Origin of the sequence: Holdemania massiliensis AP2, from assembly GCF_000327285.1 — a bacterium.
In the GTDB taxonomy this organism is placed as follows: Bacteria; Bacillota_I; Bacilli_A; order Erysipelotrichales; family Erysipelotrichaceae; genus Holdemania; species Holdemania massiliensis.
In genome coordinates this window covers 176,998-192,665 of record NZ_HE998569.1, presented here as the reverse complement: position 1 = coordinate 192,665, position 15,668 = coordinate 176,998, and the positions used below count along the sequence as shown (strand labels likewise).

General features: G+C 43.5%; 10 protein-coding genes. 2 read left to right on the top strand and 8 right to left on the bottom strand.

All coding sequences use genetic code 11. From position 1 onward, the window contains the following. Positions 1-182 precede the first annotated feature (182 nt). From BN162_RS18070 to BN162_RS18065, 8 genes are all read right to left on the bottom strand, one after another. The gene (locus BN162_RS18070) at positions 183-2,132 is read right to left on the bottom strand and encodes an Ig-like domain-containing protein (protein WP_020225612.1); all 1,950 of its coding nucleotides are present in this window, start codon (positions 2,130-2,132) and stop codon (positions 183-185) included. 464 nt (positions 2,133-2,596) lie between these two features. Further along, complete coding sequence (locus BN162_RS13250) at positions 2,597-5,368, bottom strand: M56 family metallopeptidase (RefSeq protein WP_020225611.1); 2,772 nt, start codon at positions 5,366-5,368, stop codon at positions 2,597-2,599. Continuing rightward, a complete protein-coding gene (locus BN162_RS13245) occupies positions 5,365-5,721 on the bottom strand; it encodes a BlaI/MecI/CopY family transcriptional regulator (protein ID WP_020225610.1) in 357 nt (118 codons plus the stop codon). Before BN162_RS13245 ends, BN162_RS13250 begins: the two co-directional genes overlap by 4 nt. 361 nt (positions 5,722-6,082) lie before the next feature. Further along, complete coding sequence (locus BN162_RS13240; protein ID WP_020225609.1) at positions 6,083-7,861, bottom strand: FAD-dependent oxidoreductase; 1,779 nt, start codon at positions 7,859-7,861, stop codon at positions 6,083-6,085. Between the two features lie 103 nt (positions 7,862-7,964). Next, a complete protein-coding gene (locus BN162_RS13235) occupies positions 7,965-8,843 on the bottom strand; it encodes a LysR family transcriptional regulator (protein ID WP_020225608.1) in 879 nt (292 codons plus the stop codon). 98 nt (positions 8,844-8,941) lie between these two features. Next, positions 8,942-9,586, bottom strand: a complete 645-nt coding sequence (locus tag BN162_RS13230) for a hypothetical protein (RefSeq protein ID WP_020225607.1) — start codon at positions 9,584-9,586, stop codon at positions 8,942-8,944. Between the two features lie 24 nt (positions 9,587-9,610). Beyond that, positions 9,611-12,076, bottom strand: coding sequence for a M56 family metallopeptidase (locus tag BN162_RS13225; protein WP_020225606.1), 2,466 nt, complete (start codon positions 12,074-12,076; stop codon positions 9,611-9,613). A gap of 19 nt (positions 12,077-12,095) precedes the next feature. Continuing rightward, entirely contained in the window at positions 12,096-12,629 is a 534-nt protein-coding gene (locus BN162_RS18065) for an FMN-binding protein (RefSeq protein WP_020225605.1), read from the bottom strand. A 326-nt stretch (positions 12,630-12,955) separates the two neighbouring features. Here BN162_RS18065 and BN162_RS13215 point away from each other — a divergent pair, with 326 nt between their 5' ends. Beyond that, the gene (locus BN162_RS13215) at positions 12,956-13,669 is read left to right on the top strand and encodes a hypothetical protein (RefSeq protein WP_020225604.1); all 714 of its coding nucleotides are present in this window, start codon (positions 12,956-12,958) and stop codon (positions 13,667-13,669) included. A 366-nt stretch (positions 13,670-14,035) separates the two neighbouring features. After that, positions 14,036-14,434: a hypothetical protein gene (locus BN162_RS13205; RefSeq protein ID WP_040452097.1), complete on the top strand. Its 399-nt coding sequence runs from the start codon at positions 14,036-14,038 to the stop codon at positions 14,432-14,434. Positions 14,435-15,668 lie beyond the last annotated feature (1,234 nt).

Genomic DNA, 15,668 nt, shown 5'->3' with positions numbered 1-15,668 from the left:
GTCTATCCTTCCACGCCTTTCCCATTTCTCTTTTTAATGCGGCCTTTTAGGTCATTTTTCTTTTCTATAAGATTCGTTTGAGTTATTCAACTCATTTGAATTCACTGCCCGTTTTGATGCAATTTCCTAATAGAAAAAAAAATGACGCTCCATGAAGAACGTCATTTCCTTGATTCTTGGATTTATTCGATGGTAATCAGAACATAGCTTTCCGCCAACAGATCGCTGTCGCTTAACAGGCCAACCAAAACTTTACCTGCAGCCTTGGCGGTTACCGTACCGTTTTCATCCACCGAAGCAAGGCTTTCATCCAGCGATACCCAGTTCATCTGGATATCATTGGCGGTCTTCGGCAGAATATCAGCGCTCAGAGCTGCCGTTTCGCCTACTTTCAAGGTTGTTTTGTCGGCCTTGACGTAAACGCATTCTGTCGGAACAACTTCTTTGACGGAAACTTGATCCAGCCACAGACTGCCTTCGCCTTCACCAACGACATGCAGTGCAACCTTCACACTTGCGGCATTGGCAGCCGTGATGAAGTTGTAATCAAACTTTCTGAATTCTGCGCTCATGTTCAGATTGTCAGTCAGTTTTGCCAAATGCGTCGAAATTGTATTGCCTTCGGCATCCATCTGATTGACTTCATAGCAGAAGTTGCCGGAATGCAGTGTATCGGTTTTATGCATGAAGCTCAGCTGATAGCGTTCGTTCGGTTTGACTTCAATGGTCTGTTCAATCGAAGCATCGCCGGCCTCTTCACCGGTCTTCGTTATTTTTGCGGCTTTGTTGCCGGCTTCCGCTTCTTCATAAGCCAACGCAAATTTAGCATTGCCTTCCGTGGTCGCATCGGTTAATGTCCAGCCTTCTTCGCTTTCCATATCGCCGTTAACCAGCAGATTAGCATCACTGTCCGCCGTCGGTGTGATCCATTCGCCAAACAGACTTAATGTCGCGATCTGGCTTCCGCCTTCGACCGCATCCAGAGTCAATTTAACATATTTGACTTCTCCGTTTAATGCGATTTCTGTTGTTTCCTTTGTACCGTCAGCCGCTGCCGTATAGTCAGTGCCATTCAATGAGGTTTCAACGTGGAAAGCTTCCGGTGCTTTTTCACCCCACTGAATGTTCAGTTTCTTAGCCATGTATGGACGATCCAGAGTCAGAATGACTTCCTGCTCGCCTTCGCCAGACTGCCAGACTGTCTTGTCATCGCAGTCAACCATGTTGTATGGATGAGAATCCTCCGCTGTGCTGGTCGCTGTGACATCCTGGCCCAGCGCCCGGTCATGCTCGATCATCGGCGCCGCTTCATCCAGCAGTTCAATATCCGCCCACATCAAGTCATGATCCGCCATATCGGAATGATACGTTTCAACATGGGTAATGTTGATATTCTTTGTTGTGATGATGTTGTCAACAGTCATGACCTTCATTGAATCGTCGGTGCCGTTAAATGAATCAAACCAGACGCCGTCTTTTCCGTTGGAGATGTTGTAGTTGTCTTTGAAGATATCGTACTCATACAGACTCTGGTCGGCATTGAAGTCCGCAACCAGAATTTTGTACGGAACTGGATCCGCAGCCAAACGTTCAATAATTTCAGTGAACTGCCGGCGGCGCAGGTCGTTGTTTTCCCAGCTTGTGTGAGTAACATAGAAAGCGATTTGTTTGCCTTCTTTTTCAACCACAACGCGTTCTAAAGTTTTGGTGGCTTTACTGCCCGTGCTCTCAATAGGAACAGAGCTGATTTCCTGGAATTTTAAAGAAGAGGTTGTTCCGACTCCGAAGTAGCCGTCAGCGAAATCCCGTCCCTTGGCGAAGTGAACGTAAGGATAATTGTCGTTGACAAAGTCCTGAGCCATATCGTAGTCGTTGCGGGTATTCAAGATATCAATTTCCTGGAAGCCCATGATTTCAATTCCCCGCTCATGGATAATGTTGGACATTTCTTTGATGTCTGGGTGCGCTTTGGAATCAATGTTCCAAGTTGCAACGCGCATGGTCGTCACGTCAGAAGACGGCGTTGGCGTCGCTTCATTTTCCGGAGCGGCCGGTGTCTGAGAGCAACCGGTAACTGCCGTCAAACAGAGTAAACCAGCTGCCAGAAGTGCAGAGAGTTTTTTCAGTTTCATGTTTCTTTCTCCTTGTTTTGCGCTTGATAGCGCTTCCACATAAGAAATGGTACTGCTTTTTTCTCATCTTGTCCAATAATCATTTGTAATAAATAAGTTATAATTAGTTATCTATAAATCCTGCTTATAGTTATGAAATGATAGTCCTTGATCCGTTCTGAATAAACCGCAAGATCCCTAATAGGAAGAACAGGCATTCTTGATTCGTTCTTCCAGCTTCTTTTTATTTAAGAGCAGCAAAATCAAAGAAAAAGTGCTGTCCTATTCTGCAAAGAACCACAGCACTTCTCTCTCCTCCGCTTTCCTTTTATAAGGAAATAGCGTCTGACGGGCAGCTTCACAGCAACCCTACACCTTGAATCTATTCATTCTGTTTCAAATTTCAATCCCAAAATAGCTTTTTTGAGCAATACGAGAATACGCTACACCAAGAAGTAAGAAACTCCTTCTTTATACCATTTTATCTATTCCGCAAACATGGAAGCTAAAGGTTCCAGATTAAATTCCGCTGGCTGCTCATCGGTAATCACCTGAATGATCTGAGCTGCCAGATCCAAAGCCCGCTCATCGGTTCTGCGGATGCGGCCGTTGAGCTCATCAAACATCGCATAGGTGGCTTCGATCAAGGCCTCATCCTCAATATTCATATCCACTGTTGAATATTGCTGAGTCTGTGGATTATATGTGGTATTCAGCCAAACAGAGAGTTCTGGAAAATAAGCATTGCATTCATAGGAAGTGTGTTCGCCCAATGTCGGACTGCGGTCAAGGTTTACCGTAATCACAAAGTTTCCCTCAACTCCAGGAATTACATTCCGATAAATTTCATCAATACGATAATCGCGGTCAATGTAAAGTTTATTTGTTCCTAACTCCTGCGTAATATTTAACGTTGGGAAATCGGTAGGCTGCGCCGTAATGGAAACGCCTGACTGCTGAGCATAGGAACGATCGACAAGCGGCATACGGCTGTTGTATTCAGCATACGCATTGGACTCAGCCACAAGCCTATCAATCTGGGCCAGTTTCTCTTCATTGATCTCAAATGTATAATCCTGGATTTCAAAAACGTTCATCCGAATTTCTGACGCCATCGCATATTGCAGATAAGGCGTCAGTTCGTTGACCGTTTGACCCTCGGACAGCACCGCAAAATGCAGGGCCGGACGCTGATCTTCCGGTAAGTCTTCCGTTGACAGATAACCTAATAATTGACCATAATACCCGATTTCTTCTTCAGCAATGCGGTAAACTTTGTCATTCAGGCCGCCGTAGAAGGTGCTGATCCCCAGCTCCGGATGATCCATTCGAATATATCGGCGGCCCTGTTCATCTTCTCCCACTTCGCTTATTCTTCCCGGCGCAATCGCAAGCACCGGAATTCGTGTGCGGTCTGCAGTTTCATTGTCTGTCAGATCCCATCCGATCACATCATAATCTTCACTGATGTCATAGTCCTGCTTCCAAGCCAATAACGGAGCGACGCTGGATGCCTCTTGCGGAAGTGAAGTAAAGTAACCTGGACAACTGAATCGGCCGTCTTCCAATACCGCGCAGGTTGAATTCTGAACAACTTTCTGTTCGTCATAAAGCCGTACCATCGCTGCAAATTCTTTCCGGAAGTCTTCCGGTAAATTCAGCTGATTCGCTGATGTGTTTACAAATAACCGATCTAAATTCTTATCATAAACAAACTGACCGCCTTCTGTCTGACCAACCTTTGTAAATTCAATCACCAACTGATCTGAATTAGAACCGTAGCTTAACCGTATCGGTCCCAGTGATTCAAATACCGTACAGTAATCAATTAAAGTCAGATGATCTCCCAACGCCAGATTGACGTTATTGAAAGCCTCGGAAATCACATAGTTATCCACATAGAGCTGATAAAGCAGATCAGCCAGATCAGCACATTGTTCGGCTTTCCAGCCGGACACTTTCAAGTCGGCGGCGATAACCTCCGCCTTGCTTAAATCATAAGCGATGGCCACTCTGCGCTGCAGATTCTGCTCCCCGCTCACAATGACTAAATTCTGATCAATCATCGGGATGATCGACCATTGATATTGATTGTACGGTTCATTCAGATTGACGACCATATCCACACTGGCAATCTGCGCTTCTGCCGCTTGATTCAGCAGTTCATTGATCTGCCGCTGATCCTTGCCAAAAGCCGGATTGCTGAGCAGCGGCACCGCTAAAAGCAGGCATGCTGCGATTCCGGCAGCCAGCACCCAAAACGTCGGTTTTTTATAATTCAGGATGTTTTTGATCCGCAGCTTCGTGTTGCTTTCGCTGAAGGACAGCGCCGTGATCGTTGGCCGTGAAGCGAACTGCAGCAGCGTCATGCCGTAATTAATTCGTCCGTTTTGACCTAAACGGCGCACGACGGCTTCATCGCAGGCCATTTCCATATCCTTGCTCATCAGGATGTAGGAATACCACAGGATCGGATTAAACCAATGGAACATCAAGACCAGCGAACCAATCATCTTAAATACATAATCATACCGCCGCAGATGAATCCGCTCATGCGTTAATACATATTTTCGCTGCCGGACGTCCAAATCCATCGGCAGATAAATTTTTGGATGGAATAAGCCATAGATAAACGGCGAAGTGATCGCCTCGCACTCATAAATATTCTGTTTCACACGCATGGCATAACGCAGTCGGTGACGCAGAGTTAAACTGTTGATGATCAGCAGTCCGGCATAGCCGATCATGCCCACGCCCCAGATCACGCTGGCCAGCTGCAGAAGCGGAGAAATTGGCGTTAACGGAGAAATCAGCGCTTCACCGCCGCTTAACTCATCCAGTGGTTCAGAGGCATTGCCTGATGCTGAATTATGGGCCCCCACCGTCATTCCAGACTGCGCATTGCTATTCTGACTGGCAGCGCTGCCGTTTGTCTGAAATCCGGATGGATTCACGGCCGTTTCCCCAGTATGTATAATCGGTCCCGGAATCGAATTCTGTGCCTGATTCCCAGAAGGAACAACAAACTGCACGCGGCCTTCTGAAACCTCAGGACTGGCTACAGACAAAACGCTGACCCGGCTGGTAAAGGAAAACGGCATGACCAGACGGATTAAAACGAATCCCCACAGGGCATAAGAAAAAATTTTCGGGGCCTTCTTTAGCGGCAGCCGCACGACCATGATGGCTGCAGCGACGATACTGGCAGCCACACTCATATTTAAAATTGTCTGAAAAAGCGTTGTCAGTGTCCTCATTTTTTCTTTTTCTGACGATCCAACAAGTCTTTCAATTCGTCGATTTCTTTTTCAGACAACTTGCGATCCTGCAAAAAAGCGGTGACAAACTGCGGCAAAGAACCTTTGAACACCTGGTCTACGACTTCGCTGCTTTCCTCCCTTTCACATTCGTCCCGTTTGTACAGGGCACGGACGATGGATTTTTCATTGGCGATGACGCCTTTATCCTGAAGCCTTTTGATGAAAGTGTACGTTGTCGACTTCTTCCAGCCAAACTTCTGATCACACACCGTGACCAGCTCTCCGGAAGAGACCGGCTCCCTTTCCCACAACAGATCCATAAAACGAAATTCCGCGGATGTTAATCTCATGCCTGTTCCTCTCTTTCCAGCTCTATCTGCCTAAAGTCTACAATTGTAGCCTCGAATTGTCAAGCCTTCTTTATTCAGAATTTAAAATTCAGTTTATTCCCTCAAATCAGCTTAAATCTTGCTTATCCGAGCTTAGTTTGAAGCAAGGAAGTCCTGGATGAGCAATAAACAGCTTTGAAAAAACACAAAGCTTCATCGTTCCCTTTCGCTTCTTTTGATTCACTGCACGATTTAGGTAAAATCAAAACAGCGATGAACAAAAAAACAGACCGTCCTCCCAAGCGGCTCAGGCTGTCTGTAAGACAAGAAACTGATCTTTTTAGGATTACTGTCTGTTTTCTGTTTTCTTTGAAACTCTGAATTACTGTGCCGCTAACTGCTTGCCCAGCACCATTCCGCCGATCGCTGAATGGGATAAGGAGCTTCCGCCGATATACTTAACCAGATAACCACCCGCAATTTCACCGATGGCATACAGATTATCCGATACCGGAGTTCCGTCCTCCTTGACGACCTGCAGCAAATCATTAACCCGCAGTCCGCCGGTTGTGCAGGCGACGCCGTTGGCAACCTTCATGACATAATAAGGAGCTTCCAGTTCCTGGAAGAAACGTTCTCTGCCGAATTCATCTTCCGTTTCACCGCGGACTGTGGCATTGACTTTATCAATGGTTTCTTTCAGAACCGCTTCATCCACTTCCAAGGCCTTCGCCATCGCTTCAATCGAGTCATATTCTTCCATCAGCCCCATATTCTCATAAGAGTTGATCTTATAAGCAACCGATTCATTATAATCGACCGCATGACTGTCGAAAATTTCATAATAATACGGATCACCCAGTTCATGCATCACCTTCGATGCCACCTCGCTGTGACTGGCCTGTTCATCGCAAAAGCGCTGTCCGGTTGACTGACGGATCAGAATGCCGCCGCAGTTTCTGACAATGTTGGTCGTCACTGTGATGTGTTTGTTGACTTCCAGCGTAGCATCGACATGCTTATCATCCATATCAATTAAACCAGCGCCCAGTTCAAGCGCGGCATTGAGCATCGCACCATCCATGCCCTTGGAACCGCCATAAACCAGACCGTCATAATCTTCGCCCCAGTATTTGACGATCATTTCATTGTTGTCACCCCAGCCGCCGCTGGCCAATACAATGTTCTCACCGGTATACTCTACCCGATTTCCCTCAGCATCTGTACCTGAAACACCCTTGACACGACCGTTATCATCGACCAGCAGTGTATCAATCCGGGTTTGATAGCGGATATCAACGCCGGCTTTTTCCATCGCGCCGATCAAAGTGGAAACCGCCGTTGCGATATTCGGCGAAACGGCATGACCGCGGGCGACCTCGGAACCATCGGTCTTGTCAATCTTTGCGGTATTGTAATGAACGCCCATGCTTTCGAACCAGTCGATCAGCGTCTGACCGTTGTCAGCGATCATCCGGCATTGATTCGGATCTTTTTTACCCTCGCTGTCGTCGATCTGCCATTGATAGAAATCGTCGGCATTGTCTTCAATTCCCTGCGCCGCCTGCAGCGATGTTCCGCCCAGCAGGAAGTCTCCTGTTGATAAAACGGAGTTGCCGCCAAGGTATTCTTTTTGTTCCAGCAGAATCACCTGTGCGCCGTTCTGCGCCGCGGACAATGCCGCGGTAATTCCGGACAAGCCGCCGCCGACAATCAGAATTTCGGCCTCATGGGTCTGGTCTGCATACGTTTCTTCCTCTACCTTAACGGCCTGGAGTGCTTCAATATCCGCACTGGCCTGTTGGGCACAGTCCTTCACCCCATTGATCAAAGCCAGGCTGGAATAGGTAGCTCCGCTGACGGTATCCACCCCCAACGATTGATTGGCCACGATCTTTTCCGATAGGATTCGGATTGCTTCGGTTCCCACCATCAACGTTTCGTTGTTATCGCCGACCTCAATGGATTCGATCGCTGCATCGCTGAATGTCGTTTTAACTTCAATCGGACCGCCCATCCCCGTCTGTGTTGAAGTATACGTTCCAGCTTTGTAAGCCGTGTTGGATTCTGGCGCTGCCGATGGAGCCGGGGCTGACGAACAGCCGGTAACGCAAGCCGCCGCCAACAGTGAAACCAGAATAAATGAAACAAGTTTTTTCATCGTTTTCTTTCCTCCTCTGACCAACAGTGTAACGGAAAATCGCCTTGTCCATTAATTCACACATTGAATAATCGTAATTTCTGATTCAAATTTTGAATAACCGCTATTTCACTGCCAGTTTTACAAATTTGGAAATCGCTGGATTGTCATCATTCTGACGCCAAGCTAGGACAACCCCATACTGCGGCAGACTGTCCGTTAATGGCAACCCCACCAGTTCTTTCATAAAATATTTTAAAAGCATTCCGCCTCCGGCAATGCCCAAAACTTTGCCCATCTCAATCTGCGCAAAATAGTTTTCTGCCGTCATTTCTTCCTGAACGACAGCCTCCGCAATCTGATGATTATGGCATTCCTCAATCATCTGGTCGTATTCCTGAGGATAACGCTCACGTTTGCGGATGATCAGCGGATACCCTCGCAAGTCAGAAAATTTCAGTTCTTTCTGCAGGGTCAGCGGATGCCTTTTGGGTGCAACCACAACCAAACCTGCGGATTGGATTAATTGGTTCTCAATTCCTGGCTGATCCGTAATGCTCAGCTGTCCGGTAATAATCAGATCTGCCTGCCTGCTTCGCAGCGCTTCAATGGCAGAGGCATAATCATAGAAGGCGAACTGAACCTGAGCGTCCGGATAGGCTTTTTCAAATTTTCTGACTTCTTCCATCAAAATTTCCCGTGTCCGCATATTGACATAACCCAGCCGCAGTTTTTTTCCGGCAAGCTGATTCTCATCTCTGGCTACTTCTTTCATCTTGTCGCAAAGCGCCAGGATTTCTTTCGCCAGAACTAAGCAGCGTTCCCCTGCGGGCGTAAGGACAATCGGCGTTGTTCGTTCGATCAGCTTGACGCCCAGTTCCTTTTCCAAATTAGTAATGTGATGAGAGATATTGGGCTGACTGACATAGATTTTTTTCGCCGCCGCAGAAAAACTCCCGACTTCCGCAACGGCGATCAGTGACTGATAATCTTGTAAATTCATAATCTTTCCCTCTTAGTATCTTTACTATACTCAATTTTGAAAGATTTTTGAATTCAAAGTTTTCCTTCTTTAAATATCCATTTGTGAAACCCTGCCTTTCAGTCCAAAGTCTCACTGCTTTGCACGATTTGAATCGTCCAGTCTGGGAACTGCTCACGCAGCTGTGCCGCCAGGATTTCCTGCTGATTTCCTTCCATCCGCAGATCAATACAGGGAAATTTCTGGTCTGCCGGGAATTCTTTGCCATCCAACGTATGGATCACAACGGTAAATGGGATTTCACCCAGCTCCTCAATCGTTGGATCTCGGTCTAATGATTCCAACATGGACAATATAGATAGATCCCATTGCAGATTAACAGAAGACCGATCAATCGCAAGCCACCCCTGTTTCTTAAGCTCAGCGTCGAACACACGTCCCACGCGTACTGAATAGACATTGCCTAAAGTTCCCTTATAGGCAAAGAAGTAATCCCGATAAAAGAAGTCCGGATAACTGAAATAAATTAGATAATCCGGATAAGCTTCCTCCGCGGCATAGCCATCGCAGGAATCAGCATCGCAGTGAATTTGCTGAATCACAAACTCCCGATGATACTGGCGGGATAAACAGCGCAGGATATGTCGTTCAATTCGCTGCGGCTGGGAGAAATCCAACCGCAGGAAATGATCAATTAAAATCAGATTTTCAAACACTGCAATCAACACCATCACAACGACGGTGATTTTCGTTTTCTTTTCCAAAGCTTTAGTCCTTCTTATCCTTGCTTATCGTCCAAGCACTTCATACAGTGAATTCGTGACGACAGATATCGGTTGGCCGCCAGTAATAATCTGCAGGATCTGATCGCTAAGCGCTAATGCCTTTTCATCAATCTGCTGGGCTTTTTCCATTATTTCCTCAATCCGCTCGACAACGGCGCCGCGGATTTCCGCATCCGCATCCATATAGCTCATAAGCACATCATTTTGAATCAGAATTCGTTTTTCCGGATCATAAATTCCCTCAGCCGAATACTGATGATCCTTGAGATCAACGTTAACCGCAATCTCTGCTGAAGATTTGCCTGCTTTCAGTTTGACGGCCACATTGACGACAAGATTCATTGAGCATCCCGGAAGCACTTCAGTATTCAAAACTTTAAACAAGTAGCTTCGGCTGATGTCAAATTGATTATCTTCTGAATTTTGAACGAGGGTCAGTGTCGAAAAGTCATTCGGCTGAGCTGTCACCATAATCTCAGAAATCGGAGTGCCGTAATTATGTTCAACCTTCGGCGTAAAGTTCGGGGTATATTCTTCAAAGGCCGTGCTGCCTTTGACCAGCTGCACAATTTCTTTCCATTGCGTCTTATCAATAGTATATCGGGTCTGGATACGTTCCGGAACTTGAATCTGCCGGCCGCGAATCAGCGAATATTCAAGATATTTCCGGCTGTCAGCAGCTGCCTGATTGTTTTCCAGCACTGCGAAATGAACATGGACAGGGGCATTCTCCTCCCTCATGGTTGCGATAACTTGTCCCTGTTCCACTTGACTCCAGGTTTCCATCCAGATTTGATCACTCAATCCGCCATAAAAAGTCTTGCGGTGACCATGGTCCAATATCATATAGGCTCCCCATTCTTGGTCATAACCGATCTTTTCCACCCGACCCTCCGCTGCCGCCAGCACTTCCAGATTGCCGGACTGGTTCGCGATATCCAGACCCTGTACGCCGTACTCAAAAGAATCTGAGAGAATTTGAGGCATCGCTGCCGGATAAACAAACGGAATCGCTTTAGGAATTTTATAATAATTATTCGGACATAGGATTGTTTGATCTTCTCCGATATAGCAAAGCTTGGTCTGATCCACCGATTGTTCATAAAACCCTGCCGTCTGCGCCGCAATTTCCTCCAGCCGCTGTTCGCTGATCGAGGTCTGATAGAATCCGCCGGATATCCGATCCAGCTTATGATTTTGTCGATTCCAAAGCAGTTTATAATGGGCGCCCATTTCAATATAAAACTGCGTATTGTCAACAGGGCCGAACCGAAGCTGAAACAGATCAAATTCCGGAAATGCGGCGCATTCGTTAATGATGATCAGTTCCCCGCCGGAATACTCGATGGCCTTCTCCCGTGCCTGTTTTAATTCTTCTTCATTCCTGTAGTAACGGCCTGCGGTCTGCGCGGCTTCCAGACATCGCTCTTCTGACAAAGTCGCTTGTTCTGCAGGAAGATAAGCTTTAACGAGCTTATCCTGCTTGATATTCCATACGAGCTGAACTTCGGAAATACCATCCCGATCGATAAAAACAAGAATCTCCTGCGTGTTGTTCAGCGGTATCAGCGAGCATTCATACTCTTCTAATCCTTGAGGCATCGGGGCAAGCACGGCCATTTCATTGTCTTTGTTTCGCGGATTCTCCGCCAGCAGTTTCTCCAGAGCTGCCTGATCCTGACCAAACCGGTTTGACGCAGACATCCAAAAGAACAGAATGCCGATCAAAAACACCGCAGCCGCAAACCCCATACCTGAGGCTAAAACGAGCTTCTTCTTTCCGGTCTGCGGCTGAGATTTTGCTTGATTCTTCTGTTTTTCATCAGAGTTCTGATCAGGACCTTTTTTTTGATCGCTGAAGCCAAGTACAAAGAGGTTTGTTGATGCATTGAGCTGACGCTGTAGGTTTTGATACTCGATCCTTTCTGCAGGCGTCAATTCCTTTTCTACAGCCGCATTACAGCGCTGTTCTAAAATTTCAGTTCCAATGCTGTAAAGCAGATAAGCTCCTGGATTAAACCAGAAAAGCATTCTGAACAGACCGAAAGCTAATTTTAGGTAATGGTGATTGTGTCTGATATGGTAAAGTTCATGGACAAGAATCCAGCGCTTCTGAACTACCTCAAGATCAGCTGGAAGAACAATTTTAGGCTGTTTTTCGCAGGTCACAAACGCCGTCGGCAAATTTGTCGCGTACACAGATGTCTGATCAATTCTTTCAGCTTTAATCACAAGCCGTCTATCATGGAAGAAAAAACCAGCGGATACCGCGATTCCCATGACCCACAGAGTAAAGATCGGCAGCCAGAAAAGACAAGGGATAAAACAGAGGAAAATGAAGATGCTTTCCCCAATTAAAAGCCGACTGGAACTTTTTCTACGCAAAAATTCTGATTGAGCCAGCTTTGGATCCATCAGAATATAACTCAGAATTCCCAAAACTGCCGAAGTGATAATAAATTGATTCATGTTCATGAGCTCCCTTCGCTTATTTCCCCTCCAACGACAACGCTTGGTTAACTGCGTTAATCATGGCATTAGAACTGATCGTCGCACCGCCTAAGGTATCCACTTCTGTGGACTGCGATTCAATCATTCGTTTCCCAATTTCATCGCAGGCAACATCCCCAATCCCCTTGGTTTCATACTGGTCCACAGCGATGTTGGTAATTAATCCGTTCTCTATTTTCACTGCTACTGAAATTTCTCCCCAGCGTCCGTCAGCAGAGCCATAGTAAAGACCATCATCCGGAAATTTAGAGACCATGCGGTTGATTTCATCTTCCGACATGATGACACGATCTTCCTTCGGATTCTTCACCTGATCAAATTCAGGATCCGCCGGGATTGGCGTTTGTATTGTTTTATCTTCCTCTGTTTCTTTATCCGTTTTTACATTAACTTTCGATTCTGACAAAGGTGTATCGGCATCCTTCGTGACACAGCCCGAAGCCATATATAGAACAAGCAGCGAAACTCCCATCCTCTGCATTTTCATTAAAACATTCCGCTTTTTATCCATCCTCAGTTCCTCTTTCTTTATGATTAAAATGACATTGATACACTTTAAATCTACATCTATAGACCCAAGATGTCAAACTAAAATAAATAATAAAAAGTCTTAATATAAAACTAGATTTTTTAGCTAATGACGCTCTATCTTCTGTTTCATATTTTTCATTCTTCTCCTCTTTGATTTTAGAGATTAGACCTTCCATCACTTATTCTTTCGTGATATAGTATAAGTGAAGTCTAATATTGTAGACCTCAAACTATATAGATAGTGTGGAAAAATTAAAGAATCCAATTGTTCTATAGACCGTTATTTATACTTATCGAGGTGATCTCATGTTTCTTCGCAATCGCTCTTTTCGCTTTTTTAGCATTCTTCTCATTGTATTCTCGTCGCTTTTTAACCTGTTTCTTTCTGTTCCTCGCATTTATATGACTTCTTTATACTGGAAATCTGAAAACATCCTTTATTATTTCAAGGAACCTTCTGATTGTTATTTTAATCCCGCTCTTCCTGTTGCCCTTTGCTCATATGAAAAAGACACAAATACAGACATAAGTAAAATTCCTGATTATAACTACACGCATCATCCTAGCTGGACTTTATTTGATTTTCTGTCAAACACTCCCATTGAATGCACGCAGGAAAATATGATCTCCATTCAGACTGAAATCCTTTCCCATGTTTACTGTTCGGAAATAACGAGAGGCTACTCGGATATTGGCTGTATTATAAAACGAGTTGGTGATTCTTCTGAGCCCAAAAATGTCTCTCCAACGCGCATCAAGAAAAATAAAACTGGGGTCTATCTCATTAACCTCGTCGTACATGAAGATACATTTGATGAGAAAGATGAGATTATCATGATGGAAAGAATCATCAGGATTTTCCCTAGCCGTTATCATACAAAAGACTGTTTCTTTGATTATGTTGACAACAATACAATCATTGAGCCTATTTTGAAAGAATTCGGAGCTTATAAGGAAAAGACAATAAGAAGTTCAGACTCAGGTTCCCGTGATTCCTATTTCAGTAATCGACAGCACTAAATCACCCGAATTCATTTCCTTTTTGTTATAATTTTTTTAGAGGTGATCTCATGTTTCTTCGCAGTCGCTCTTTTCGATTTTTTTAGCATTCTTCTCATTGTATTCTCGTCGCTTTTTAACCTGTTTCTTTCTGTTCCTCGCATTTATATGACTTATTTGTACTGGAAGTCTGAAAACATCCTTTATTATTTCAAGGAACCTTCTGATTGTTACTTCAATCCTGCTCTTCCTGTTGCCCTTTGCTCGTATAGAAAACATACAAATACACATATATCTAAAATTCCTGATTATAACTACACGCATCATCCTAGCTGGACTTTATTTGATTTTCTGTCAAACACTCCCATTGAATGTACGCAGGAAAATATGATCCCTATTCAGACTGAAATTCTTTCCCATGTTTACTGTTCGGAAATAACGAGAGGTTACCCAGATATTGGCTGTTATCTGGAACGGTTTGGTGATTCTTCTGAGCCCAAAAATGTCTCTCCAAGGCGCATCAAGAAAAATAAAACTGGGGTTTATCAAATCAACCTTGTTGTTCATGAAGATACGTTTGATGAGAAAGATGAAATTATCATGATGGAAAGAATTATCAGGATTTTCCCTAGTCGTTTTCATACAAAAGCCTGTTTCTTTGATTATGTTGACAACAATACCATCATTGAGCCTATTTTGAAAGAATTCGGAGCTTATAGAGGAAAGAGTATAAGGCACTTAAGCTTAAGTTCCCGTGATTCCTATTTTAGTAATCGACACCAGTAAATAAAGGCTCACTATGATGAACGATTTACTTATTTGTTTTTCCGCTTTAAACTGTTGAAGAATAAAAGTAGTACTTTCTTTTCCGTTATTGTTTCATACTGTGGAAGTAAATGTGAAAAAAACACTTCATGTGTAAAGCTTAATTTACCTATCAATTATTAAGTAAAGAAATTTTTCAGTGAATATTACATTTCTGATCACATTTTCCTAAATAAACTTTTCGCTTAGCAGGCCATATATTTTAATTATTGTTTTCTAATATTTTTACACGATCTTATACATCTAAATAATATACCAATCAAAGCCGCCTCCAGCGTTAACTATATTCCAGAAAGTCCACCAAAATATAATTTTATAAATATGGATAGAAACCAGTTGTTTTCTGTTTTCAAAAAGATGATTGAAGAAGGAATTTCTGAAAATAAAATAAGAAAGTGCACATCTGTCAGTACTAAATTACTGAATATATTAATCTCCAGATGAGGCGAATATCCAACGGACGGAATACAATGCATTAATATAGGAATGATAGTTGGAAAGTACAAATATAGAAATACATTGATAAATTTATTACAAAAACTAGATTCTAATAAGTATTTTATGTAATATAGTGGGAAAATCAGAAAAAACACAGTAGTAAAAAAAGATAATAAAATACTATATAACAAAAACTCAAAAAAATGCCGACTAATATTTTCAAGAATATTTATGATTAAATATTTCAGAGACATAGAATCATAGAAAACCAATGTACATAATGAACCCAGAATAAATGAACTTATTAATATTAGGTTTTTAATTTAAATAAAATTGCTACTGCACTTCCAACTATAAAGAGATTAACTAGTAAAATATTACCCTTTAGCGCAGCCATTATACTAAAATGAAAAATGATTATAAAAGATAAGAGTTTACATCCTAGTATTAAATTCATATAATTTAGAACACCTTACATTTATTAGAGTTAAACTGTTCAGAATAGAAAACAGGTCATCATCCGTTCCATGACACTTATATAATGAGTTTATAAAAGTATTATAACATAATTACATTCTTTAATTTTATGAATCTAATGGATTTAAAGCGTTTGACAACCTATTTTTAATTGCATATAATTATTTCAAATTTACTATTATACTTTTGCAAATTAAGCAGTTTTTTGGCGAACTTACTTTCAAACTATTTCACTGATACAACGCTTCACAATTTTAACAGGAGTAAACAATGAAAAAGG